Source organism: Streptomyces sp. NPDC047049 (assembly GCF_040643995.1).
In the GTDB taxonomy this organism is placed as follows: Bacteria; Actinomycetota; Actinomycetes; order Streptomycetales; family Streptomycetaceae; genus Streptomyces; species Streptomyces mooreae.
In genome coordinates, this window is record NZ_JBEYVM010000006.1 from 98345 (window position 1) to 123184 (window position 24840).

The window sequence follows — 24840 nt, forward strand, 5'->3', positions numbered from 1 at the left end:
GCAGCCTCACTCCGTCCCGGCGAACTCGCGCACCGTGTCGGCCAGCAGGGTGAAGAACCGGGTGTGCGCGCGCCGGCTGCACGGGGCCTCCGGGTTCCACGGCAGCAGCCGCGCCCGGGCCTCGATCGCGCGCCAGTGCTCGTCGGCCCGGAGCTCCTGCGGCCGGGCGGCATTGGCCCGTACGTCCCCCAGTACGATGTCCGGGGCCATCGCCGCGGCCTCCGCCCAGCCGACGGTGGACCAGTTCACCCCGGCGCCCGCGGCCGGCTCCAGCAGTCCGACGCCGTGTTCGGTCAGCGCCCGCAGATCCGGCCAGGAGCCGGGCCGGGCCAGGTGCACCCGCTCCGGCCCCGCGGGCGACAGCGCCAGCACCCGCGGCCGCACCGCGCCGCCGGTCGCCTGCCGCAGGGCGTCCTCCGCGGCGTCCAACTCGCGGGCGGCGCCGAGGGGTTCGCCCCGCCCCAGCGAACCGGCGAGCGCCGCGAACCGTTCGCGCACCCCGGCCAGGCTCCGCCCCGGGCCCACCGCGACCGTGGCCACCGGGACATGCGCCTCCAGCTCCAGCGCGGTCTTCTGCTCCAGGCCGTAGACCTGCTCACCGTCGTACGTCACGGCCACGACGAGGTCCGGCTCCGCCTCCAGCAGGGTGTCCGGGTGCAGCGCGCCGCCCGAACCCAGGTAGGGGATCTCCGCGAGCGGCAGCTCACCGCCCTTCGCCGGGTCGGGGGCGGCGCCGTCGTGCTGGGATCCGAAGAGCCCCACGGGACGTATGCCGTGGTCCCACAGCGTCGCCCCCGCCTGTATGTACGCCACGATCCGCAACGGCCGGTCCCCGGCCACCGCAAGGCGCCCCCGGTCGTCGGAGAACTCCCACGGTGTGCTGTGTTCCATGCCCTCTCGCCTCTCTGCATCGTCCGCCAGGATGCTGTGGCGCTCGCGAGGAATGCCCGCCGGCGTCGGCGCATACCTGCCCAACGGGCCGTCCCCGCACCCCTCCCGTGGCTGCCGCGACGGCCGCGGCAGGCTCCGCGTTGAACCGTCCAGATGATCGTCGGTGCAACACGAACCTCTCCGCTGATGAACGGTCACGGTATTGCCACCGTGGGTGACATGCTTCTACGGTCTCCTTCTCGACCGCGATCTACGGGAGTAGACCGGTGGTGGCGTGGCGTCAGCGGAGCGGACCTGCCGGGGGGATGGTGCGCGTCGGCTCCGCCTTCCCGTGCCGCCGATGTCGCTGGTGTGGAAGGAGCAGGATGGTGAGCCGTACGGTCGTCCGGGGCGGACTGGTGATCACAGCCGCCGATGAGATCCACGCCGATGTCCTGGTGGAGGACGGGCGGATCGCCGCCCTCGCCGCACACGGCAACCCCACCGCCGAACGCTGGGTGGAGGCGGCGGACCGCATCCTCGACGCCACCGGCAGATATGTCATCCCGGGTGGCGTCGACGCCCACACCCACCTGGACTTCCCCTTCGGCGGGACGTTCTCCTCCGACACCTTCGAGACCGGGACCCGCGCCGCGGCCTGGGGCGGCACCACCACCCTCATCGACTTCGCGGTCCAGTCCCGCGGCAAGTCCCCCCGGGCCGGCCTGGACACCTGGCACGCCAAGTCCGACGCCCAGTGCGCCATCGACTACGCGTTCCACATGATCCTCTCGGACGTCAACGAGCACACCCTCAAGGAGATGGACCTCCTGGTGGCGGAGGGCGTCACCTCCTTCAAGCTGTTCACCGCCTACCCCGGCGTCTTCTACAGCGACGACGGACAGATCCTGCGCGCGATGCAGCGCTCCGCCGACAACGGCGGCCTGGTGATGATGCACGCCGAGAACGGCATCGCCATCGATGTCCTGGTCGAACAGGCGCTGGCCGAGGGGAAGACCGACCCCCGTTACCACGGCGAGGTCCGCAAGGTCCTCCTGGAGGCCGAGGCCACCCACCGCACCATCCAGCTGGCGCGGGTGGCCGGCGCCCCGCTCTATGTCGTCCATGTCTCCGCCGAGGAGGCCCTGGCCGAGATCGCCCAGGCCCGTGACAAGGGGCTGAACGTCTTCGGCGAGACCTGTCCGCAGTACCTGTTCCTGTCCACGGACAACCTCGCCGAGCCGGACTTCGGGGGCGCCAAGTACGTCTGCTCCACGCCGCTGCGGCCGCGGGAGCATCAGGAGGCGTTGTGGCGCGGGCTGCGCACCAACGACCTCCAGGTGGTCTCCACCGACCACTGCCCCTTCTGCTTCCAGGGGCAGAAGGAGCTCGGCCGCGGCGACTTCTCCAAGATCCCCAACGGGATGCCCGGCGTGGAGAACCGGATGGACCTCCTCCACCAGGCCGTCGTGGAGGGCCGGATCAGCCGCCGCCGCTGGATCGAGATCGCCTGCGCCACCCCGGCCCGGATGTTCGGCCTCTACCCGAAGAAGGGCACCATCGCCCCCGGCGCCGACGCCGACCTCGTCATCTACGACCCCACCGTCCGGCAGACTCTCTCGGCCGAGACCCACCACATGAACGTCGACTACTCGGCGTACGAGGGCAAACAGCTCACCGGCCAGGTCGAAACGGTCCTCTCACGGGGCGAACTCGTCATCGACCGGCGGAAGTTCACCGGCCACGCGGGGCACGGCCAGTACATCCCGCGCGGCACCTGCCAGTACCTGAACTGAGGAACCAAGGAGGGGAACACCATGGACTTCGGACTCGTCCTGCAGACCGACCCGCCGGCTTCCGAGGTCGTCAGCCTCATGAAACGCGCGGAGGCCGGAGGGTTCACGTACGGCTGGACCTTCGACTCGTGCGTGCTGTGGCAGGAACCGTTCGTCATCTACAGCCGCATCCTGGCCGAGACGAGCCGCCTCACGGTCGGTCCGATGGTCACGAACCCGGGCACCCGCACCTGGGAGGTCACCGCCTCCACCTTCGCCACGCTCAACGACATGTACGGCAACCGCACCGTGTGCGGGATCGGCCGCGGTGACTCCGCGATGCGGGTGGCGGGCCGCAGGCCCCACACGCTCGCGCGGATCAGCGAGGCCATGAAGGTCATCCGTGCGCTCGGCCGCGGCGACGAGGCGGACCTCGGCGGCGGCACGACGGTGAAGTTCCCCTGGGTGCGGGACGGCGCCCACCTGCCGGTCTGGATGGCCGCGTACGGGCCGAAGGCGCTCAAGATGGCGGGCGAGGAGGCGGACGGCTTCATCCTGCAGCTTGCCGACCCGTTCCTCACGGAGTGGATGGTCAAGGCGGTGCGCGCGGCGGCGGTGGCGGCGGGCCGTGCTCCGTCCGAGGTCAGGATCTGCGTCGCGGCTCCCGCCTACGTCACCGAGGACGACTCACCCGGGGCGCTGGCGCAGGCGCGCGAACAGTGCCGCTGGTTCGGGGGCATGGTCGGCAACCATGTGGCCGACCTGGTGTCCACGTACGGCAGGGACTCCGGCATGGTCCCGCAGGAGCTGACGGACTACATCGCGGCCCGCGAGGGCTACGACTACGCCCACCACGGCCGCGCCGGCAACCCCGACACCGCATTCGTCCCGGACGAGATCGTGGACCGCTTCTGCCTCGTCGGCCCGGCGTCGGCACATGTCGACAAGCTGCTCAGGCTCCGGGAGCTGGGCGTCGACCAGTTCGCGCTGTACGCCATGCACGATGCGAAGGAAGCAGTGATCGACGCGTACGCCGATGCCGTCATCCCCGTACTGAACGCACGACCGGCGGACCGGCACCAGCCCACCGGGCCACGGCAGGAGCAGGCCGCCACACCCGCTTGACCGGGCTTCCGGCCGCGTTCAGAAGGAGCCGGTCTCGCAGCGACGGACCCAGTCGGTCGCTGCGATGGCGTAGGCCGGAGCGGGGTGCAGTTTGTCCTCGCGCCGGCAGGCTTCTACGTACTTGATGGCGTGCGGGTCCTCGGTCGCCAGGGCGCGTTCGGCGAGTGTGGCGTAGTCCTGGGCCGGCTCCCCGGGGTGGTGCTCGCGCTGCCCGGTGCCGTAGGCGCTGCGGATGGCCGCTGAGAAGCGGACCGCGGCGGCGACGCTGGGCCAGTGGAGTTCGGTGGGCAGACTCGGCAGGACCAGACGTACCGCGGCAGGCGTGGTGAGCGCGTGGACGAAGGCCATGGGGGTCTTGTGATCGTCCGTGAGATAGCTCCTGGCGGCTGCCCGGGTGAGCCGGCTCAGCGCCCCGTCGGCGTCGTCCTCGGGGCGGAGGGAGTCCACGGCCGGCGCGAAGTCCGGTTCGAGCCATACGGTTTCGAGCCGGATCCTGAAGATCATGCCCATGCCCTGGTCGCTGCGCAGCTTGGGTACCGCCTCCCACGCCTGCGTCAGGTCCCGCTCGCGCGGTGTCGACGGCGCCTCGGGGAGTTCTTGGTACCGCGCGGCCCAGTAGCCCAGTCCGCGGGCGAGTTCGTCCAGGCGCCACGGCGTGTGGGCCTCCGTGAGCATCCGCACCGCGTGCCCGGTGCGGATGACGCCGTGGCCGCCTCCTGCGGCGAAGCCCGGCAGCAGGCGCGGCCACCAGCGGGCGAGGACGTCGGTCCAGGCGGCGCCGTCGAGTTCCCGCCGGAAGAATGCGGTCCAGTCCCCGAGGAGTCGCATGTTGCCGAGGGCGGGGCGCCAGTTGTCGTGGGTGATCTCGTGGAAGCGCCCGTACGTGTCCTCGTAGAGGACCTTCCGGTACGAGGACACCCAGGCGCCGATCGCGTCGGCGTAGCCGAGCCGGCCCAGGGCTTCGGCAGCCATGGGGCCGTGATTGCTCACACCGGGGCCGAACTCGGGCCCGGAGCCGCTGAGGTACTGCAGTGCGCCGTCCAGATCGTCCACTGTTCCCCCTGAGATCGCTGCCCCCCATATGGAAGGCCGCGGCGCCCCCTTCGGCAACACGGTGGATGCACATTGGCTCATTCCGGGGCTGTCGGGAGGCTCGTGGCCGGCGTCCGCCCGGCACCGACGGGTGGGTTTCGGCAGTGGACACGAGGAGCGGCGATCATGCATCTACGCGGGCCCGTGCAGGCAGGGGCAGGAGCCGTGCGGGACGTGCTCATACGATCTTGGCTCAATCCAGCGGGCTTTTCAGGCTGGCGGAAATATGTCAAAACGAGACAGTTGTCCGAACGGCGTTGACTTGGGCATTTGCCAAAACTACAGTCCTGCCTCGGCCACAATGCGGCTCCTCGCCCACGCCCGGCTCGAAGCCGATCCGCGTTTCGTTTAACGCCTTTCTCTGTCCATGCAGTCAGCGGAATTCATCCGCACCACCCATGTGGCGTCATCGCTCCGTACGGGACACACCTGTGCCCGGTTGCAGGGGCTGACACGTGACGACAAGAGGAATTCATGATCAAGCACACATCGCCGATCAGCGGAATCGATGCCCACGGCGGACTTGTGGTGACCGCCGGCTACGACAACCGGGTCATTCTCTGGAATGCGTCGACCCGTACCGCCCTCACCGAGGCACGCCACGACCACCTCGCCAATCAGTGCCGGTTCTCCGCCTCCGGCCGCATCGTTGTGACCTCTGGCAGCGACTATTCGGCCCGCTTATGGTCCGTGCCCGACCTGCGTCTCATCACGGTCCTCACGGATCAGAAGGACGACGTGGAGATGACCGTGGTCTCGCCCGACGAGACACGGGTGGCCACGGCCGCACGCGACCACCTCGCGCGGATCTACGACCTGGACGGACGCCTGATCCACCGCCTGGAGGGGCACGAGGCCGACGTCTTGTCGGTCGAATGGGTGCGGGACGGCACCGAGTTGGTGACCACCAGCGACGACGGCACCGTACGCCGCTGGGACGCAGCCGGCGGATCTCTGTTGAGCACCATCGACCTCGGGGACGCCGAGACGGACACGGTCGCGGTGCTGGGGGTGGACCGCTTCGCGCTCGGCAATGACGAGGGAGAGCTGATCCTGACCGGCCCGTCGGGCACCAGACGCCACCGTGTGCACGACGCCGGGATCAAGCGGCTCGCCTACGACGCCGAGAGCGGCATTCTGCTCAGTTCCAGCTACGACCGCACGGTGCGGCTGTGGCGCCTGGACCGGGAGACGGACCCCGTCCACCTCCTGACGAGCGAGGTGCCGGCCGATGTCTGGCTGCGGTCGTGCGCCCGACTGGACGCCACCCGCTGGGTCTTCGGGACCTTCGGATCGAGTTACGCCGTCTTCGACCGGGACACCGGGAGCTGGGACCTGACCGGCGTCGAGCCCACGCCGGGCCTGAACGCGGTCGCGAGTACCCCCCTCGGGCGGTTCACGGTCGGTGACAGCGGCACGGTCCGGCGCGATGACGAGGTGTCGGCCGAACTCGGCAGCTGCTGCAACTTCGTCACCCCGGTCGCGGGTACGGTCGTCAGCGGCGGCCAGCTCGGCGCCCTGTACGACGCGATCACCGGGGCGGTGCTGCACCAGCACCGCTCCCCGCTCAACTGCGCGGCCGTGCACACGACACCGGACGGCGACGTGCTGGTCGTCGGCACCTACACCGGTGAGGCGCTCGTCCTGCGTGACCAGGCGGGGACCGGACTGCAACTGGTCGGCGAGCACCGCATCCAGGAGAACGCCATCAAGGGCCTGGCCGTCCAGGGCGACGTGCTCTTCAGCGTGTGCGCCACCGGTGCCGCGAGGTGGCATTCCCTGCCGGACCTGAAACCCGTCGCCGGCGACGACGAGGCGCACGCGCGCATAGCCAACGGTGCGGCGGCTCTTCCGGACGGACGTTTCGTGAGTGTGAGCCGCGACCTGACGCTGAGGATCTGGACCGCCGGCGGGGAGCAGCAGAAAGTCGTGCCGACTCCGCACCGCAACAGCATCAAGTGCGTCGCTGTCGATCCGCACACCGGGCTGATCGCGACGGGCGGCTACCACGGCCGGGTCGCTGTCTACGACCCTGAGGCCGGTGAGTGGGTGCGCGACGCGCGGCCGACGACCGCTGGCATCTCGGCACTGGCCGCCGCCGGCGCGCCGGGGCGGTTCCTGGCCTCCTCCTATGACGGCCGGGTGTATGAGATCGAGGCGCCCGCGGCCGTGGGATCCGCCGGCCGGAGCAAGTAGGAGCTGCCTGATGACGACATCCGATGAGACCGTGGTGGCACGCCTTGCGAGTGCTCCCGTCCCGGTCGGCTCCACCCTCATGCAGCTGACCGTCTTCGGGCAGGTCGGCGCGGACGGCCGGGAGACGGAGGAAGTGGTCACCCTGCGGACGCTCGCGCCGTGGAGCGAATCCGCCGCCCCGCCGATCGCGCGCATCCACAGCGCCTGCTTCACCGGAGACGTCCTCGGCTCCGAGAAGTGCGACTGCGGTCCCCAGCTGTCCGCGTCCCTGGCCGCCATCGTCCAGTCGTACAACGGGGTTCTCGTCTACATGCTCCGCCAGGAGGGGCGGGGTATCGGCCTGGCGAACAAGATCCGCGCCTACGCGCTGCAGGCGGCGGGGCACGACACCATCAGCGCGAACCTCGCCCTCGGCTTCCCGGCAGAGGGCCGTGACTTCCGGATGGCCGCCGACTGCCTGCGGCATCTGGGCATCACCCGGGTCCGCCTCATGACCAACAACCCGGAGAAGGTCGGACAGCTCGCCGCCCAGGGGATCGTGGTCGAGGACCGGGTCCCGCTCGGCGGCTTCCGCACCCCCTTCAACGAGGCGTACCTCGAGGTCAAGGACCGGTTGATGGGCCATCTCGACGCACTGGGCACGGCACGTCCGCTCACCGGACTCCCCGTCGGTGTCTCACCTCAGGGGGCACCGTGACGTCCCACATGGTGCACACGAACCTGGTCGACGCCGACATCAACTCCCTGACCGACAGAGCGGCCATGGGGCTGCCCGAAGGGTACGTGGAACCCAGGGCGGAGCGTCTTTCGCACTTCGCGCAGGTGGCCGGCCATCCGCCGGCCCGGCTGGCCGAGCTGGTCGAGGACGCCTCCCTCACCCTCGAACACCGTCTGGCGGCCGGCACCGCCCTGGCTCTCGCGGGCGACCCCCGGATTCGCTGGGACGCCCCGGACATGCTGCAGGTCCCCGCAGGCCGGGCACTCCTCGGAACGCCGGACAGCGAGGTCGACGCACTGCACGCCGACGCCGCTCAGTTCGGCGTGCAGCGGTCCTGGGTGGAGAAGGAATGCCCCCGCCACACACTGCCGATCCCGTCCTTCGGCATCGCCAAGTACCCGGTGACCAATGCGGAGTTCGCGGTCTTCCTCAAGGACACCGGCCGCTCCGGGATCCCGAGCAACTGGAACTACGGCCGCTTCGATCCCGCCGCCGCCAACCATCCCGTGTACACGGTCACCGCACACTGCGCCGACGCCTACGCGAACTGGCTCGGTGAGCGCACCGGCCGCCGCTTCCGTCTGCCCACCGAGCAGGAATGGGAGTACGCCGCAGCGGGGCCGAAGGGACTGCGCCACCCCTGGGGCGACACCTGGGCCGCCCGGGCGGCCAACACACTGGAGACCGGTCTGCTCATGACCAGCCCGGTCGGGGCCTTCCCCGAGGGCCGGTCATGGTGCGGGGCACTGGACATGGCGGGCAACGTCGAGGAGTACACCAGCAGCACCTATGGGCCGTACCCGGGCGGGGAAGTGGTGCACGACGACCTGTACGTGAGGCTCGGCGCCTACCGGATCGCCCGGGGCGGAGCCTTCAACCGGTTCCGTGACCTGGCCAGGTGCCAGCGCCGGCACGGCCCCTACCCGCGCTCGCTGTATGCGATGGGCTTCCGGCTGGCCGAGGACGTTCCGGCGTCCGGGGAGGACTGACGAGCGGTGCGTATCGTCCACGTCCACTGGACCGGGCTGCCGGTCACCGGTGGGGTAGAGAGCCATCTGAGCGCGGTCGTCGGCCAGCTCGGCGCCCTGGCGTGCGAGGTCCATGCCGTCGTGGGCACACCGCACTCACCCGGCTGCGACTACGACCCGGCCCTCGACATCGGCGAGCCCTTCGACCCCGGCCGTGCCACCGCACTCGCCGCACGGTGTCTGGACGCCGACCTCGTGCACTGGCACAACCCGCAGTGGCACAGGCCCGAGGCCGTGACCGCGGTCGTGGAGCGGCTGCGGGAGCGCCGGTGGCGCGGCCGCCTCGTCTTCGACCTGCACAACATCGACGAGCGGCCTGAGCAGTGGACGTTCCTCGCCACACTCCCCGGCCCCCTGGTCGCGCACTCCGCCTTCGTCGCCGACGAGGTCAGGCGCAGGCTGCCCGATGCCGAAGTCACCGTCCTCGCCCTGGCCCTGCCCCTGGAAGAAGACCCCTTCCGGCTTCCCGGCGCGGGGGGCACCACCGTGCTGCAACCCAGCAGGCTGACCCGCTGGAAGGGCTCCCACCTGAGCCTGGAGGCGTCCTTGACCCTGCTGGACGAAGGCGCCGATCTGCACTTCGTCCACGCGGGAACCCAGCACCTCATCTGGCCGCCCGGCATCCCCGGGTCCCTGCTGGAACGGGCCGGTGCCTGGCAGGAGAAGGGACGCGTGCATTTCACCCACTACCGTCCCCAGCAGAGCTGGGCCGCGATCCGCGCAAGCGACCTCATCATCCATCCGACCATCGACCGGGGCGCGCACGGCGAGCCCTTCTCGCTCTCCGTCGCGCAGGCCGTCATCTGCGGACGCCGCATCATCGCCAGCGACTCCGGGAACCTGCCGCTGCTGCTCGGCGACTACTCGGCCGCCACCCTCGTCCCCGCGGGCGACGTCCACGCACTGACCGGCGCACTCCGGGAGGCCGTGCAGCAGCCGCCGGTCGTGCCGACGGCCGGCGACCGCGCCCTGGCCAGGCGCCTCCGTGCCGACTTCGCGACCGCCGGCCGGCGTCACCTGGCCTTCTACCGGGCCCTCGCCGGCACGGCATGACGAGGCGGGCGCCACCACCGCCGCAGCACCACCGCCGCAGCACCACCGCCGCAGCACCACGGCCGAAGCACCACCGGCAAAGCACCACCGGCAACGCACCACCGACGATCCGCCGCAGGCCCCCGACCGAACACCTGGAGCCCCCCATGCCCACCCCCATCATCCTGGACTGCGATCCCGGCCACGACGACGCGATGGCCATCCTGCTCGCCGTCGGCGACCCCCGCGTGGACCTGAAGGCGGTCACCACCAGCGCGGGCAACCAGACCGTGGAGAAGACCGCCCTGAACGCACGGCGCATGTGCTCCCTGGCCAAAGCCTTCGACGTACCCGTCGCTGCCGGATACCTCAAGCCGCTGACCGGCAGGCTGCTGATCGGCGACGACGTGCACGGCGAAACCGGCCTGGACGGCTGGGACTTCCCGGAACCGGAGGTGCCGCTCCACTCCGCACATGCCGTGGATCTCCTCCACAACCTGCTGGCCGACAGCCCCGAACCCCTCACCCTGGTGGTCACCGGCCCCCAGACGAACATCGCGGGACTCCTCGCCCTCCACCCCCAGGACAAGGAGAAGATCAAGGAAATCGTGTGCATGGGCGGGGCCACGCACCGCGGCAACACGCTGCCCTACTCGGAGTACAACATCCTGGTCGACCCCGAGGCCGCCCACGAAGTGCTCGCCAGCGGCGTCCCCCTGACGTACTGCGGCCTCAATGTCACGCACCAGGCGCCGGTCACCCGCGAGGTGCTGCAGCGGATCACCGACGTGGGCACGCACATCGGCAAGGCGTCCGCCGCCCTCCTCGGCTTCCGCTCCAGCACCTACGACCAGATCTGGGACCTGCCCGACGCGCCGCTCCACGATCCCGTCGCCATCGCCCGGGTGATCGATGCGAGCCTCGTGGAATGCGTCGAGGCCCCCGTCTCGATCGAACTGCACGGGGAGTTCACCCGCGGCGCGACCGTGATCGACCTCTACGGTGTCACCGGCAGGCCCGCCAACGCCCGGGTGGCGACGCGGCTGGACACCGAACGCTTCTGGGATGTGTTCATCGCGGCGCTCACCGCCCTGGGCTGACCAGCTGACCTACGGAGGCTGACCGACCGTGCCCGTATCCCCCCTTCCGACACCGGGTGCCCGCTTACTGACGGCACTGGCCGGGGCGCAGCTGCTGGTGGCGCTCGACTTCTCCATCATCTACGTCGCGCTGCCCGGCATCGGGGCGAGCCTCCATTTTTCCGCGGTCGCGCTGCAGTGGATCGTGAGCGCGTACGCGATCTTCTTCGCCGGGTTCCTGCTGCTGGGCGGGCAGCTCGCGGACGTCTTCGGCGCCGGCCGGGTGTACCTCACCGCCCAGCTGCTCTTCGCCGCCTCCTCGGCCGGGGCCGCCCTCTCGCCGTCCGCCGCGGTGCTGATCGCCGCCCGTGTCGGACAAGGGGTGGCGGCGGCCCTGCTGGTGCCCGCGACACTGGGCCTGCTCAGCTCCGCCTACCCGGCGGGCCCGGAGCGCGACCGGGCCGTGAGTGTGTGGGGCACCACGGGGGCGGTCGGGCTCGCCCTCGGTGTCACGGCCGGCGGAGGCATCCTCGCGGTGGCCTCCTGGCAGTGGATCTTCTGGATCAACCTCCCCATCGTGCTGGTCTGTCTGCTCGCCGCCGGGAACGCGGTCCGCTCCACCACGGCCGGACCCCGGGCTCCCGTCGCCGCGGTGGCCACGTTCTCGGCGTGTGCCGCGGTCGTGGCCCTCGTCCTCGCCTGCACCGAACTCTCCCGCGCCCGGCCCTCCCTCCCCGTCGTCACCGCCGCGCTGGCGGTGACGATCCCGGCCGGGGCGCTCCTCGCACTCGGCCAGAGACGGCGCAGGCCGCTGGTGTCCCGTGCCCTGTTGCGCGTGCGGACCCTTCAAGTGGCCTGCCTGGCGGCGGCGTTGTACATGGCGAGCTTCGGAGCCGAGTTCTACCTCGTCACCCTCTACCTCCAGGACGTACGGGACTACAGCGCGTTCGCCGCGGGCCTGGCCTTCCTTCCGCTGGCCGGCGCCATCACCGTGGGGAACACGGTGGCCGGCCGCCTGGCCGGCCGGCTGCCGTTGCGGCGGCTGCTGTCCACGGCGTTCCTCACCGGTGCGGCCGGCCTTGTGGTGCTCGCCCTGGCCGTGGGCGCCGAGGGCGGTTACCTGCCGGCCATCCTGCCGGGACTGCTGCTCAGCGGCCTGGGGCAGGGGATGGCGTTCACCGGAATGTTCATCACCGGGACCCGTGATCTCCCGCGGGCGAGCAACGCGACCGGGAGCGCCCTGGTGACAACGGCGCAGTACCTCGGCGGCTCCCTCGGCCTGGCGCTGCTGGTCCTGTTCCACGGCGAGCAGCCGGCAACCGCCGACTTCGTCCGGACGTTCTGCGTCACCGCGGTCATCGCCGCGGCGGCCGCGCCGGCGGCGCTGTTCCTCCTCACCCGTACGGGCCGGCAACCCGCCCCGGTGTCCCGGCAAGACCAGCCCACACAGCACAGGACCGGAGGTCATCGATGAACGCTGCCCGCTTACTCGACAGGACCGGGCTCCCCCCGCGGACCCGGCAGACGGTGGACGAGTTCGAGAAGGAACACGACACGTACTTCAGCCACCTGGTCCACTTCGACCCCCAGCTGCTGGAGTCGCTGCACGCCCCCGGCGCGCTGCCGGACACCATACGCGTGGCGTCCGCCGGCGTTCCTGCGGTGCGCGAGCGGATGTCCACCGTCACCGAGGTCGCCAACCTTCCCGAACAGCGGGAGGCCGACCGCGGCCGCTACCTCCAGGCGCTGCTCGACATCTACGGCCTGCTTCCCGTCCAGGCGCGGCACAGTGCGTCCGCACCGGGAACGACGGTCATCGCGCCGGAGCGCGAGGGGCGCATCCTGGCCGAGCGCCTTGCCGTCCTGCCCCGGCAGCGGGGCTGGACACCCCACGCCAAGCGGATGCCGGTGGCCGGGGGCCTGCTCGTCGGTGTGGACGAATGGCTGCCCTCGCAGGCGGACCGGCTGGTCATCGTCGACGGCGTCGTGGCCAGCGGGGTGACCCTCATGACGATGCTGCAGCTGACACTCCGGCCGGGAGCCGACGTCGAGATCTTCACCTGCCACGCCACCCGGCAAGGCGCACTCGCCCTGGCGAGGTACGCCGAACAGCTGGAGGTGTCGCTGACCCTGCACGTCGGTCACGTGTCCGGGGCGCTGAACGGAAAGTTCTACGCCGTGGCACCGGACGCACCCGACCAGGTACTGCTGGGCGATGTCGGAGACACCATCAGCCCCGTCACCCCCGCCTTTCCGCCCCGCGGACCACGACGTGACCCCGCCTGACCGCCCAGGACTCCGGCCGAGGCCGGTCTCCGCCCACCCCGGGGCCGGGCACGGAGCGGTCGACCGGTACTTCCGCCTGAGCGCGCGGGGCTCCACCTGGCGCCGCGAGATCTTCGCCGGGCTGTCGACGTTCCTGGCACTCTCCTACATCGTGGTCGTCAACCCGGCCGTCCTCAGCCAGGGAGGCATCCCCCACGCCGCCGCCTTCTTCGCGACGGCGGCGGTCGGCGGCCTCGCCACCATGATCATGGGACTGTGGGCGCGGCTCCCCTTCGCCGTGGCACCCGGCATGGAGATGAACGCGATGATCGCCTTCTCCGTGGTCGGTACCCTCTCCTACACGTGGCCCGAGGCCCTGGGAATGGTGTTCTGGTCCGGCATCGCGATGCTCGCGGTGTCCCTGCTGCGGCTGCGCGAGGCCGTGATCAACGCGATCCCCCCACAGATGCGTTCGGCGCTCGCCGCCGCGGTCGGCACGTTCATCGGCCTCATCGGCGTGCAGATCGGCCACCTCGTCACCACGTCCGACGGGCGGCTGTCCGGCCTGGGCGACTGGACGGGGCCACCCGCCATCGCCCTCTACACCGGCCTCGCCGTCGCCCTGGCCCTGGACGCCCTGGGCGCCCGTGCCGCGGCGGTCCTCGGCGGCATCGCGGCCGCCGCGCTGTACTGCGCGTTCGCGGGCATCAGCACCGAGGCGGTACACGACGGCGTCCACGGCAGCGGGGCCGCGCTGCTCCGCTTCGACCTCACCGTCATCTCCGACCCGAGAGCGTGGAGCATCATCCTCGTGCTGTTCGCCCTCGACTTCTTCGGCAGCATCGCGAAAGTGGTGGGCCTGTCGGCGCGCACCCCCCTGATGGACGGCGACGGGCAGGTGCCCGGTATGCGTCAGGCACTGCTCGTCGACGCCGGCGCCACGGTCGCCGGATCCGCGGCCGGATCCTCCAGTTTCGTGGCCTTCGTGGAGAGCGCGGTCGGTATCCGCGCCGGCGCCCGCACCGGGATCGCGGCGATCGTCACCGGACTGCTGCTGTTCTCCTGCCTGTTCCTGGGCCCGCTCCTGGCCCGCGTCCCCGTCGAAGCCACCACCGGTGCGCTGGTCTTCGTGGCGGTCAAGATGCTCACCGCGCCCCGCTCGGGCGGAGGGGACCGCCTGGGCCTGGCCGTCACGGCGACCGCCGTGGGTGTCACGGTCGTCACCCTCGCGATCGACCAGGCCATGGCCGCGGCCTTCCTGGTGACCACGGCCGCGAGCGTACTCCGCCGCCGACGACCGCATCCCGCCCTGTGGGTGACGACGCTCGTCCTTACGGCCGGCGTCCTTCTGCACTATCTCCACCTCTGAACAGTGCACACCCGACCCCCTTCGAGGAGCCTGCCATGCCCCACGACGACGCCCCCCTGCTCGCCGCATCGGTCCAGCAGCCCGACGGCACCCCCGACAGACTGCGCCGGCAGATCGAGTTCATCATCGAGGTGGACCGGCTCAAGAACATCTTCCGGCAGAGCCCGCTGCTGGCCGCGGACCGCAAGGAGAACGACGCCGAGCACTCCTGGCACCTCGCCCTGATGACCTTGGTCCTCGCCGAATACGCGGACGAGCCCCTTGACACCAGCAAGGTCCTCGCCCTCGTCGTCCTGCACGACCTGGTGGAGATCTACGCCGGAGACACCTTCCTGTACGACACGGCAGCCGCCGCCGGCCAGGAAGCGCGGGAACAACAGGCGGCGGACAAGCTCTTCGCCCTCCTGCCCGCCGACCAACGAGACCACTTCCGTTCCCTGTGGGACGAGTTCGAGGAACGCGCCACCCCCGAGGCGCGATTCGCCAAGGCCATGGACCGGCTCCAGCCCCTGCTCCTCAACTACGGCAACCGCGGGGGTACTTGGCGCACGCCGGGAGTCACCGAGCAGGACGTGCTCACCCGCAAGTCCGTGATCAAGGATGCCTCCGCAGACCTCTGGCACTACGCGCAGGACCTCATCCACACGGGAGCCGCCAACGGCTGGGTCCCCCGCGCCGATCCCAGCGCCTGAGGAGAATCCAAGCCAGTCGTCCCCCTCCGGCTCCGGACCCTCCTTGAGCCGCCTCGGCTGAGCCTCAAGGAGGGAGACTCGGAGGTCGCCGGTGCGGTCCCCGGCATGTTGCGGAGCGTCGGCGGTCCGTTTGACCTATGGTGCAGTGGCCGCGGACCTCGGTGCCTGCGCCGCTCAGCGATGAGCACCCGTACAGCGCGTACCAGCGAGCCACGGCCGGTACCTCCCGCGTGGCACCTGCCAGTACCTCAGCTAAGGAGCGCCGCCGTGGACTTCGGAGTTGTTCTGCAGGCCGACCCGCCCTCCTCCGCCCTGGTGTCCCTGATGCGCCGTGCCGAGCGCAACGGCTTCCGCTACGGCTGGACCTTCGACTCGGCCGTGCTGTGGCAGGAACCGTTCGTCCTCTACAGCCGCGTCCTGGAACACACCGAGCGCCTGATCGTCGGCCCGATGGTCACCAACCCCTCCACCCGCGCCCCCGAGGTCACCGCCTCCACCTTCGCCACCCTCAACGAGATGTACGGCAACCGCACCGTCTGCGGCATCGGCCGTGGCGACTCCGCGATGCGGGTGGCCGGACGGCCGCCCAACACCCTGGCCCGGCTCGGCCAGGCCATCGGTGCCATCCGCGATCTGGCCGAGGGCCGGGAGGCATACGTCGGCGACCACCGGATCAAGATCCCCTGGATCAAGAACGGCAAGCTCCCGGTATGGATGGCCGCCTACGGCCCCAAGGCCCTCGCCATGGCCGGTCAACTGGCCGACGGCTTCATCCTCCAGCTCGCCGACCCCTTCCTCACCGAATGGATGATCAAGGCCGTACGGACCGCCGCGAAGGACGCCGGCCGCGACCCCGCCGCCCTCACCATCTGCGTCGCCGCACCGGCCTACGTGGGCGACGACCTCGACCACGCCCGCGAGCAGTGCCGCTGGTTCGGCGGCATGGTCGGCAACCACGTCGCCGACCTCGTCGCCCGCTACGGCGAGCACTCCGGCATGGTGCCCGACGAGCTGACCGCCTACATCGCCTCCCGGGAGGGTTACGACTACGCGCACCACGGCCGGTCGGGCAACCCCGACGCGGGCTTCGTGTCGGACGCGGTCATCGACCGCTTCTGCCTGCTCGGCCCGGCCGCCGCGCACATCGAGAAACTGCGGCAGCTCCAGGCCCTGGGCGTCGACCAGTTCGCGCTCTACGCCATGCACGACGCCAAGGAATCCACCATCGACGCCTACGGAGCGGAAATCCTTCCCGCGTTCGCCGACTGAACGGGCGCCGGCGGGGGGCGTGCACTCCGCCTCGGCCGAGGCGGCACCGGAGCGCCCGGCGAACGCTCGGGCCGGCCCCCCGCAGCGGCCGACGGCGGCCCACCCGCCGGCCGGGCGCCACGACCGACGCCATGCCGCGCCGCCCGGCCACCGGGCGGCCCGCACCCGGACGAAAGGCCCCGCATGCCCGCGACCCCCGCACCCCCGCCGCCGGACCTCCCCATAGCGCCCCAGGGCCAACTCACCGACCGGGGCGGCCGCGTCGAACCCGCCCCGGGAGCCATCCCCGCACACGGCCGGTACGTCAACGCCGACCTGCGCCCCGTCCCGCTCTCCGAACGCCGCTGGACCACCTACAACTTCACCGCCCTCTGGGTCGGCATGGCCCACAACATCCCCTCCTGGACCCTCGCCTCCGGCCTGGTCGCGCTCGGCATGGACTGGAAGCAGGCGGTCCTGACCATCGCGCTGGCGAACCTCGTCGTCCTCGCCCCGATGCTGCTCACCGGGCATGCGGGCCCGAAGTACGGCATCCCCTTCCCCGTCCTGGCGCGGGCGTCGTTCGGGCTGCGCGGCGCCAATCTGCCCGCGCTGGTGCGGGCCGCCGTGGCCTGCTGCTGGTTCGGCATCCAGACCTGGATCGGCGGCCAGGGCATCTACGTCCTGCTGGGCAAGATCTTCGGCGGTGACTGGGCCGGGGCGACGTCCGTCGGCGGCTACCCCTGGACCCTCTGGCTCTGCTTCCTGGTGTTCTGGGCCGTCGAACTCGCCATCATCCACCGCGGCATGGAGACCCTGCGCCGCTTCGAGAACTGGGCCGCACCCTTCGTCCTGGTCGGCGCCCTGGCACTGCTCGGATGGATGGCGGCCAAGGCGGGCGGCTTTGGCCCGCTCCTGGACCAGCCGAGCGCGCTGGGCTGGGGCGAGCACTTCTGGCCGGTCTTCTTCCCGTCCCTCATGGGAATGATCGGCTTCTGGGCGACCCTGTCCCTCAACATCCCCGACTTCACCCGCTTCGGAGCCGGACAGCGGGCCCAGGTCTGGGGCCAGTCCCTCGGGCTGCCGACCACGATGACGGCGTTCGCCCTGCTCTCCGTACTGGTCACCTCCGGCTCACAGGCGGTGTACGGGGCGCCGATCTGGGACCCGGTCGCGCTGGCCGGGAAGTCCGACAACGTCTTCGGCCTGCTCTTCGCCCTGGTCACGGTGCTGATCGCGACGATCTCCGTGAACATCGCCGCCAATGTCGTCTCTCCCGCCTACGACCTGGCCCACCTGGCGCCGAAGCTCATCACCTTCCGCACGGGCGCGCTGATCACCGGCGTGGTCGGCGTGATCATCCTGCCGTGGAAGCTCACCGCCACCCCCGAGCTGTACATCTTCACCTGGCTCGGTGTGGTCGGCGGGCTGCTCGGCACCGTCGCCGGCATCCTCATCGCCGACTACTGGATCATCCGCCGTACCGTCCTCGACCTCGCCGACCTCTACCGGCCCGGCGGCCGCTACTGGTACACCGCCGGCTGGAACTGGCGCGCCGTCCTCGCCTTCGCCGTCGGCGGCCTGCTGGCGGTGGGCGGCTCCTACTCCCAGCCCGGCAAGGGCCCGTTCCCCGCCCACGGTCTCCTCCCGTTCCTCAAACCCCTGGCCGACTACGGCTGGGCGGTGGGCCTGGCGAGTGCGCTGACGCTCTACACGTTGCTGATGGCCACGGCATCGGGATGGGCCACGCGGGCATCCGGAGGAGGCCCCCGGCCGGTCTGACGGCGGCCGCACGACGGCGCGGTCAGCCGCACCGCCATGAGGGCGCGGGCGGAGCGCGGACGGAGTTCCGCGTCAGCCCCGGCCGAGGACGCAGAATTCGTTCCCCGCCGGATCGGCCAGGACGACCCAGGAGACGTCACCCTGACCCACGTCGGCCCGTGTCGCGCCCAGGCCTTCGAGCCGGGCGACCTCCTTCGCCTGATCATCGACGGGGTCGGACATCACGTCGAGATGGATACGGGTCCATGCGACCTCGTCGTCGGGCGTGCGGCGGAACTCCAGGTACGGCCCGACGCCCTTGACGGAGCGCAGCAGGGCGCGGTCGTCGGTCAGCTCGTGGACGGTCCAGTCGATCGCCTCGCCCCAGAACCGGACCATGGCCCGCGGGTCGGCGCAGCCGACGACCACGGCGGCTACCGGCCCGGTGTCCCGGTAGAGCTCCCGGGGCTCCAGGACGCTGAACACGTTGCCTTCCGGGTCGGCCATCACCGTCCACGGCACGTCACCCTGCCCCATATCGGCGGGCGTGGCCCCGAGCTCCTTCAGACGTGCGACCAACTCCGCCTGATGGGCGTCTGAGGCGGAGGCGAGTTCGAGGTGCACGCGGCACTTCACCGTCTCCGGGTCCGGAACGCGGACGAGATCGATGCAGACGGCGGACGGGTCCGGCCAGTCGAAGCCCACCGGTACCAGGTTGGTGACGCCGGGCCCTTCGCTGGAAACCTCCCAGCCGAGCACCTCCGCCCAGAACCGGCCGAGCGCCGAGTCGTCCCGGGCCTTGAAGTTCACCTGAACAAGTTGCAGCGTCATGCCGCACACCCTAGGCGCCCCCCATCGGGCAGGCATGCGAATTCCAGAAGGAGATCATCCGCGACGCGTAGGCCACTTCGTGGCGAACGAGGGCGCACAGAGGCCCCCTCCTGGGAGTCCGGGAGGGGGCCTTCCGTGCTTCGGCGTACGCGCCTACACGGTGAAGTCCCCTGCCTGTATGCCTGTGACGAACGCTGACCATGCTGCCGGCTCGAACGTCAGGGCCGGGCCGTTGGGGTCCTTGCTGTCCCGGACGGGAACGGTGCCGTGGGCGCTCGCGTGCGTCGGGGACCACTCCACGCAGTCGCCACCGTCTTGGCTGCTGTAGCTGGACTTGACCCAGGGGTGAGTCAGGGGGGTCACTATGCCTCCAAAAGCTTGCGGATCATGCTGGCGGACGCGTCACGTGAGAGAGCTGAAGCGGTGAGTACATCGTAAGACCGTGCGAGGAGCCGCACCGTGGAGGGATCTTCGATGATCGTTCCCGATCTGATGCCCTCCGTGTAGATCACGGGCGGGCCTTCCGGGGTGGTCAGAACAGACATGGAGCCGTCCATGAGCCCGTGAGTCTCCGCACTTAACGGCATCACCTGCAGCACAGTGGTTCGCCGGGAACCGTGGACGAGTAATGCGGAGAGCTGTTCCCGCATCACGTCGGGGCCCCCGACGTTGCGCCGAAGCACGGACTCACAGATGACCACGGAGAAGTCCGGCGGGGAAGTGCCCTTCAGTACCTCCTGTCGCGCCATTCGCGCCCGGACCAGTGTGGCCACTTCATTGTCACTGGCCCGTGGGTCACCCTCCCGGAGAAGGGCCCGCGCGTACGACGCTGTCTGCAGGAGTCCAGGTACCACCGTGGGCGACCACGCCGAGATGCTGATCGCCTTTGGCTCCAGTTCAATACGTCGGCGGGAGTGCACCGGGAACGACTGGGCGGTGATCTCCTCATAGAGCCGCTTGAACAGGCCGTCTGTGGCAAAGATCTGGTCCAGCCGTGCAGGGAGGTCCGGCGGGATGGGGCCCAGGCACGTCTCCACCCGACTGATGGTGCTCTTTGATGTGCTAGCCAGCTTGGCCAGTTGAGTCTGATTCAGGGGCCCTTGCGGGTGCAGCTCCCGGTGGCTCCGACACTCTTCCGCGAACTGCCGGCGTGGGTCGTATGCGCCCTCGGCGGTCCCTGCGCTTCCTGTTTCGTCTCCGTTGGAGTCCATAAATCCCCCTGACCATTGACCTGGTCGCTGACGGTCCTGGCGGCGTTGAGGCCGGTCAACGGCATACGCATATGCCAGCGCGACCAACGCCCAGATCGGGCGCTGAATGGCTCCTCACAGTACCGATTTCTCCGCCACTCTTGTCACCAACTAGCCGCGGAGAGTGAGGGGTTCGGATGTCTGAGCGAACAGCTTCAGCGTCCAGCGGTGTGGCGGGCACGGGGACGGCCGCGGCACATGGCGGGACTGGAGCGGATGCGCGATGAATCGGAGTGAGAACGGCCCGGCGTTTGCCGGCTCGAAGCTGGAACCCGTCCCGGTCCCGGGATGCGACGTGTGCGAATCCTGCGGCCGGGGGCGGGAGGTGGCCCGCCGGGCGGGCCGGTCACTGGAGGTCCGGAGCCTGAACGGCGTGATCGCGGGCCACCCCCACGGAAGGGAGGCACGGGCGTGACCAGGACGGAGGAGCCGCCCGAGCGCCACGCGGCGCCCCAGCAGATCACGATGCGGGCACGGCTGCGAGGCATGTCGTGAGCTGCGCGAAGTGCGCCGATCTGGAGCGGGAGTTGAGGGCGGCCGAAAGGATCGGTGACCGGACCCGGGCCGTGGACTGCCGGGTCCTGCTCCGGCGCCATCCGCAACACGACGACGTGCCCGTGGAGGCCGGCACGCCTGCCCGGAAGGGAGGTGGCGGGAAATGAGCAGGCCGCTCGGTGCCCGTAAGCCGCGGGGCGACTTGAAGCCGACCAGCGCCGTGACGAAGGACAACCGGAACGCGGGCAAGCAACACGCGGAAAGGGCCGACCTGTTGGACCGGATGCGGGAGCGCATCCACGGCAAGCCGGACGCCGGGTAGTTCAGGAGATCCCGGACTCCACCCCCTTGTCGGATGCCCATTTCGGCGTCCCCCGCGTTGTTGAGTGATCCCGGCAGGGGGGCAAGGCCCCGGGCGACCGCCCACGGACGGCGGCAGTCGGCCGGTTGAACAATCACCGAGAGAGCACATGGAGGAGCAGTGATCGTGATCCTTGCGAATGACGGTGGCGACAAGGTCCCGGGGGAGCCGTGGCCCGGTCCGCAGACGCCCCCGACCCCGGATGGTGGTCCCGGTGTCCCCAACCCGCCCAAGGTGGCCTGACCCCGTGACCACCGACGCACCACAGGAGCGCCCCGGCCTTGACGGGCTGGGGCGTGCCCTCATGGCTTCAGGGGCCCTTTCCGCCGACTGGGCACCCTCGTACGCGGCCGTTCCCCGCTCCATCGTGCTGCCGGATCTCATGTGGCCGTTCGACATGGAAGTCGGCCGGAGCGTGGCCGTCTCCAAGGCGGACGACCCCGCAAGGTGGCAGGAGTTCGCGGACTCCGACGTGCCCATCGTGACGCAATGGGACGACGGGAAGCACACCGGCACCGAACCGGGTCACGTCCCGACCAGTTCCGCGTCCATGCCTTCGGTCGTCTTCCGGATGCTCCAGGACCTGGACCTCCGGCCCGGTCACAAGGCCCTGGAGATCGGCACCGCCACAGCCTGGAATGCCTTGCTCATGGCCCACCGTGCGGGGCCCGGGTACGTGACCACGGTGGAGGTGGACCGGGCGGTGGCCACGGCCGCCATGGCCACGGTGGAGCGCCTGGGAATCCCCCTCCACGTTGTCCACGGCGACGGGTTCCAGGGATACCCGGACGGCGCGCCGTATGACCGGGTCATCGCCACGTGTGGCCTGCGGTCCATCCCGCCCGCGTGGCTGGAGCAGTGCCGGCCGGGTGGCGTCATCGTGGCCCCATGGGGGACGGACTTCTCCCACGGCGACGCGGTGGCCCGCTTGGTGGTCGCGCCGGACGGGAAGTCCGCGGCCGGGAACTTCACGGGCCCCGTGGAGTTCATGAAGCTCCGTTCCCAGCGGCTCTCGCCGGTGGTCCACAAGGAGTACGTCCCGGGCAGCGTGGCGGATGGCGACGAGTCGTCCACGACGGTCACCGAAGCGGAGTTCGTCGGGGGCCAATTCGGCCCCGAGGGGTTCGCCCTGGGCCTCCGGGTCCCGCGGTGCCGGCAAGTCCTGGCGGCCAAGGACGACGGCGCGCGGCCGGTCTGGTTCTACGGCCTCGGTGACCGGTCCTGGGCCTGTTGCCTGTTCCGCGACGGGAAGTCGGCGCGCGTCTGGCAATCCGGCCCCCGCCGGTTGTGGGACGAAGCGGAGGCCGCGTTCGGGTGGTGGGAGGGCCATGGTCGCCCGGCACCCTCGCGGTTCGGTCTGACCGTGACCGCCGAGGGCGAAAGGGTGTGGCTGGACGATCCGGCCGACTCCTGGACGCTCTGAGAGAGACCGGCCCCGCCCGTGCGTGACCCTCGTTGCGCCGGGGCGGGGCCCTTGCCGCGACGGCCGGTCAGGGGACGCGTGCGGTCCACGCGGCGTCCTCGAATTTGGTGCGGACGAGCTCACGGGCGCGGGCCAGCTCGCCCTCGGTGATCTGCCCGCGGGTGAGGCCGTAGTGGGAGCGGAAGGAGTCGATCATCTTCTCGATGACGGCTTCGCGGGGCAGGCCGGTCTGCCGGCGCAGCGGGTCGACGCGTTTCCTGGCGCTCCTGGTGCCCTTGTCGGACAGCTTCTCCCTACCGATGCGCAGCACGTCGAGCATCTTGTCGGCGTCGATGTCGTAGGACATGGTCACGTGGTGCAGGACCGCACCGGGCCCGCCGCCCGGCCCGACCATGCGCTTCTGCGCGGCGCCCGCGACCTTGCCGATCTCGGTGGCGATGTCGTTGAGCGGCTGGTACCACGCCTTGATGCCCATATCGCCGAGTGCGGTGAGGACCCAGTCGTCGAGGTAGGCGTAGCTGTCGGCGAAGGACAGGCCGGACACCAGCGCCTCGGGGACGGCGAGGGAGTAGGTGATGGTGCTCTGCGGCTCCGCGAACATCGCGCCGCCACCGGAGATCCGGCGGACGACCGTGACGCCGTGGCGGGCGACGCCGTCGGGATCGACTTCATTGCGCAGGGACTGGAAGCTGCCGATGATGACGGCGGGGGAGTCCCACTCCCAGACCCGGAGGGTGGCCGGGCGCCGCCCGGCAGCCACCTCGGCCGTGATGACCTCGTCGAGCGCCATGTGGAGGGCCGGTGGCTGGGGCGCTTCGTGGATGAGCTGCCAGTCGTAGTCGCTCCAGCCCGTGGCCTGGGCCAGGGCACGGCGTACCGCGATGGCCACGCTTTCGCCGGTGAAGCCGAAGAGCACGGCCGTCGGCGGCAGCGCGGCGTTGATCCGGGCGGTGAGGCCGGCGGTGTCCGTGTCGGCCGGGGCGCCTTCCAGCGCGTCGTCGATCAGCAGGATGGCCTCGTCCGGTTCGAGGAAGAAGTCACCCGCGACCCGTACGTTCTTGAGCCGCCCCTCCTCGACGCAGAGGTCCACGACCACGAGCTTGCCCCCGGGGACCTTGTACTCACCGTGCACTGTGCTACCTCCGGGACCGGCAGACGGCTGAGGGTGCTCAGGATATGTTCAGGCTGTGGGGGGCACGGTCGGGCACCATGACAGCTGATATTCCTTGGGCCGTTGAGGCGCACGCGGCGTCCGGCCCCCTTTCCGCCCCCCTCGGCCGACGCCTCCGCTGGAACAAGGTTCCCGAAGTCACGGCGTACTTCTGGATCATCAAAGTCCTGTGCACCACGGTGGGCGAGACCGCGGCCGACCTGCTGAACGAGAAGCTCGGCCTGGGCCTGACCGGTGTGTCGCTGCTGATGAGCGTCCTGCTCGTCGCCGTCCTGGTGGCACAGTTCCGCACCCGCGCCTACCGGCCCGGTGTCTACTGGCCGGCCGTGGCGCTGATCAGCGTCGTGGGCACGCTGATCAGCGATAACCTCACCGACAACCTCGGGGTACCGCTGGAGACCAGCACCGTGGCTTTCGCGGCGGCCCTCGTCGTGGTGTTCGTGGCCTGGTACCGCAGCGAAAGGACGCTGTCCATCCACCATGTCGACACCACCCGACGCGAGGCTTTCTACTGGCTCGCCGTGCTGTTCACCTTCGCCCTGGGCACCGCGGCCGGTGACCTGGTCGCCGAACGCATGGACCTCGGGTACTGGGTCTCCGCCGGCCTGTTCGCCCTGGCGATCGCCGCCGTCGCGGTGGCGCACTTCGCCCTCGGTCTGGACGCAGTGTGGAGCTTCTGGATCGCCTACATCCTGACCCGGCCGCTGGGCGCGTCGATCGGCGACTACCTGTCACAGCCCACCTCGGGCGGCGGACTCGGGCTGGGCACAGTGATCACCAGCGTGCTGTTCCTGACCGTCATCCTCGTCCTGGTGGTGTTCTTGACCGTCACCCGGCGAGACGTTTCCGAGCCGGAACGGCTCACCTCCCGGGCGGGCTGAGCGCGGGCTCGTCCCGGACGGGTGAAACGGGCTCCCGGACTTCGGGCGCCCGCTTCACCCGGACGGGGCTGCTTCGCGGGTGCGGCCGGTGGCGTTCAGGATGCGTTCAGGTTGCGGCTGGGAGCGTGGGGCGGCGTGCGACGTCATCGCTGAGCGCGGTGTGCCTCGTACCCGCCAA

General features: G+C 70.5%; 22 protein-coding genes. 16 read left to right on the forward strand and 6 right to left on the reverse strand.

Translation table 11 applies throughout. The features are described 5' to 3' along the window. Nucleotides 1-6 precede the first annotated feature (6 nt). Complete coding sequence (locus tag ABZ851_RS16830) at nucleotides 7-891, reverse strand: ABC transporter substrate-binding protein (RefSeq protein WP_361127616.1); 885 nt, start codon at nucleotides 889-891, stop codon at nucleotides 7-9. Nucleotides 892-1256: 365 nt separating this feature from the next. Between ABZ851_RS16830 and hydA the strand changes: the two genes are divergently transcribed. After that, nucleotides 1257-2666, forward strand: a complete 1410-nt coding sequence (gene hydA / locus ABZ851_RS16835; RefSeq protein ID WP_361127619.1) for a dihydropyrimidinase — start codon at nucleotides 1257-1259, stop codon at nucleotides 2664-2666. Nucleotides 2667-2687: 21 nt separating this feature from the next. Then, complete coding sequence (locus ABZ851_RS16840) at nucleotides 2688-3770, forward strand: TIGR03842 family LLM class F420-dependent oxidoreductase (protein WP_361127622.1); 1083 nt, start codon at nucleotides 2688-2690, stop codon at nucleotides 3768-3770. Between the two features lie 18 nt (nucleotides 3771-3788). Here the strand turns inward: ABZ851_RS16840 and ABZ851_RS16845 are convergent, their stop codons facing one another. Further along, nucleotides 3789-4823 (reverse strand): questin oxidase family protein, encoded by a 1035-nt coding sequence (locus ABZ851_RS16845; protein ID WP_361127625.1) that lies wholly within the window; start codon nucleotides 4821-4823, stop codon nucleotides 3789-3791. Between the two features lie 513 nt (nucleotides 4824-5336). Between ABZ851_RS16845 and ABZ851_RS16850 the strand changes: the two genes are divergently transcribed. The 11 genes from ABZ851_RS16850 (at nucleotide 5337) to ABZ851_RS16900 (ending at nucleotide 18271) form a co-directional block, all read left to right on the forward strand. Then, complete coding sequence (locus tag ABZ851_RS16850; RefSeq protein ID WP_361127628.1) at nucleotides 5337-7058, forward strand: WD40 repeat domain-containing protein; 1722 nt, start codon at nucleotides 5337-5339, stop codon at nucleotides 7056-7058. A gap of 10 nt (nucleotides 7059-7068) precedes the next feature. Next, nucleotides 7069-7755, forward strand: a complete 687-nt coding sequence (gene ribA / locus ABZ851_RS16855; RefSeq protein ID WP_336048034.1) for a GTP cyclohydrolase II RibA — start codon at nucleotides 7069-7071, stop codon at nucleotides 7753-7755. Between the two features lie 8 nt (nucleotides 7756-7763). After that, nucleotides 7764-8765, forward strand: coding sequence for an SUMF1/EgtB/PvdO family nonheme iron enzyme (locus ABZ851_RS16860; RefSeq protein WP_361127632.1), 1002 nt, complete (start codon nucleotides 7764-7766; stop codon nucleotides 8763-8765). 6 nt (nucleotides 8766-8771) lie between these two features. Continuing rightward, complete coding sequence (locus tag ABZ851_RS16865) at nucleotides 8772-9857, forward strand: glycosyltransferase (protein WP_361127635.1); 1086 nt, start codon at nucleotides 8772-8774, stop codon at nucleotides 9855-9857. A gap of 146 nt (nucleotides 9858-10003) precedes the next feature. Further along, nucleotides 10004-10936, forward strand: coding sequence for a nucleoside hydrolase (locus ABZ851_RS16870; RefSeq protein WP_361127638.1), 933 nt, complete (start codon nucleotides 10004-10006; stop codon nucleotides 10934-10936). Between the two features lie 28 nt (nucleotides 10937-10964). Continuing rightward, a complete protein-coding gene (locus ABZ851_RS16875) occupies nucleotides 10965-12389 on the forward strand; it encodes an MFS transporter (protein WP_361127641.1) in 1425 nt (474 codons plus the stop codon). Between the two features lie 53 nt (nucleotides 12390-12442). Next, nucleotides 12443-13201 (forward strand): hypothetical protein, encoded by a 759-nt coding sequence (locus tag ABZ851_RS16880; protein WP_361127644.1) that lies wholly within the window; start codon nucleotides 12443-12445, stop codon nucleotides 13199-13201. Continuing rightward, nucleotides 13188-14549, forward strand: a complete 1362-nt coding sequence (locus tag ABZ851_RS16885) for an NCS2 family permease (RefSeq protein WP_361127647.1) — start codon at nucleotides 13188-13190, stop codon at nucleotides 14547-14549. Before ABZ851_RS16880 ends, ABZ851_RS16885 begins: the two co-directional genes overlap by 14 nt. 35 nt (nucleotides 14550-14584) lie before the next feature. Further along, nucleotides 14585-15241: an HD domain-containing protein gene (locus ABZ851_RS16890; protein ID WP_361127650.1), complete on the forward strand. Its 657-nt coding sequence runs from the start codon at nucleotides 14585-14587 to the stop codon at nucleotides 15239-15241. A 267-nt stretch (nucleotides 15242-15508) separates the two neighbouring features. After that, nucleotides 15509-16510 carry a TIGR03842 family LLM class F420-dependent oxidoreductase gene (locus ABZ851_RS16895; protein WP_361127653.1) on the forward strand — a complete coding sequence of 334 codons (1002 nt, stop codon included), beginning with the start codon at nucleotides 15509-15511 and terminating at the stop codon, nucleotides 16508-16510. 183 nt (nucleotides 16511-16693) lie between these two features. After that, nucleotides 16694-18271, forward strand: a complete 1578-nt coding sequence (locus ABZ851_RS16900) for an NCS1 family nucleobase:cation symporter-1 (protein WP_361127656.1) — start codon at nucleotides 16694-16696, stop codon at nucleotides 18269-18271. Nucleotides 18272-18343: 72 nt separating this feature from the next. Here ABZ851_RS16900 and ABZ851_RS16905 read toward each other — a convergent pair whose 3' ends face one another. The 3 genes from ABZ851_RS16905 to ABZ851_RS16915 all read right to left on the reverse strand — a co-directional run bounded on the left by ABZ851_RS16905 (nucleotide 18344) and on the right by ABZ851_RS16915 (nucleotide 20292). After that, entirely contained in the window at nucleotides 18344-19081 is a 738-nt protein-coding gene (locus ABZ851_RS16905) for a VOC family protein (protein WP_361127659.1), read from the reverse strand. A gap of 153 nt (nucleotides 19082-19234) precedes the next feature. After that, nucleotides 19235-19444: a DUF397 domain-containing protein gene (locus ABZ851_RS16910; RefSeq protein ID WP_361127662.1), complete on the reverse strand. Its 210-nt coding sequence runs from the start codon at nucleotides 19442-19444 to the stop codon at nucleotides 19235-19237. Continuing rightward, nucleotides 19444-20292 (reverse strand): DUF5753 domain-containing protein, encoded by an 849-nt coding sequence (locus ABZ851_RS16915; protein ID WP_361127665.1) that lies wholly within the window; start codon nucleotides 20290-20292, stop codon nucleotides 19444-19446. The genes ABZ851_RS16910 and ABZ851_RS16915 overlap by 1 nt, the downstream gene beginning before the upstream one ends. Nucleotides 20293-20989: 697 nt before the next feature. Between ABZ851_RS16915 and ABZ851_RS16920 the strand changes: the two genes are divergently transcribed. Both ABZ851_RS16920 and ABZ851_RS16925 read left to right on the forward strand, forming a co-directional pair. Continuing rightward, complete coding sequence (locus tag ABZ851_RS16920; RefSeq protein WP_176963788.1) at nucleotides 20990-21148, forward strand: hypothetical protein; 159 nt, start codon at nucleotides 20990-20992, stop codon at nucleotides 21146-21148. A 286-nt stretch (nucleotides 21149-21434) separates the two neighbouring features. After that, nucleotides 21435-22610, forward strand: a complete 1176-nt coding sequence (locus ABZ851_RS16925) for a protein-L-isoaspartate(D-aspartate) O-methyltransferase (protein WP_361127669.1) — start codon at nucleotides 21435-21437, stop codon at nucleotides 22608-22610. Nucleotides 22611-22677: 67 nt separating this feature from the next. Here the strand turns inward: ABZ851_RS16925 and ABZ851_RS16930 are convergent, their stop codons facing one another. After that, nucleotides 22678-23742 carry a biotin/lipoate A/B protein ligase family protein gene (locus ABZ851_RS16930; RefSeq protein ID WP_361127672.1) on the reverse strand — a complete coding sequence of 355 codons (1065 nt, stop codon included), beginning with the start codon at nucleotides 23740-23742 and terminating at the stop codon, nucleotides 22678-22680. Nucleotides 23743-23819: 77 nt separating this feature from the next. Between ABZ851_RS16930 and ABZ851_RS16935 the strand changes: the two genes are divergently transcribed. After that, nucleotides 23820-24662 carry a hypothetical protein gene (locus ABZ851_RS16935; RefSeq protein ID WP_361127675.1) on the forward strand — a complete coding sequence of 281 codons (843 nt, stop codon included), beginning with the start codon at nucleotides 23820-23822 and terminating at the stop codon, nucleotides 24660-24662. Nucleotides 24663-24840 lie beyond the last annotated feature (178 nt).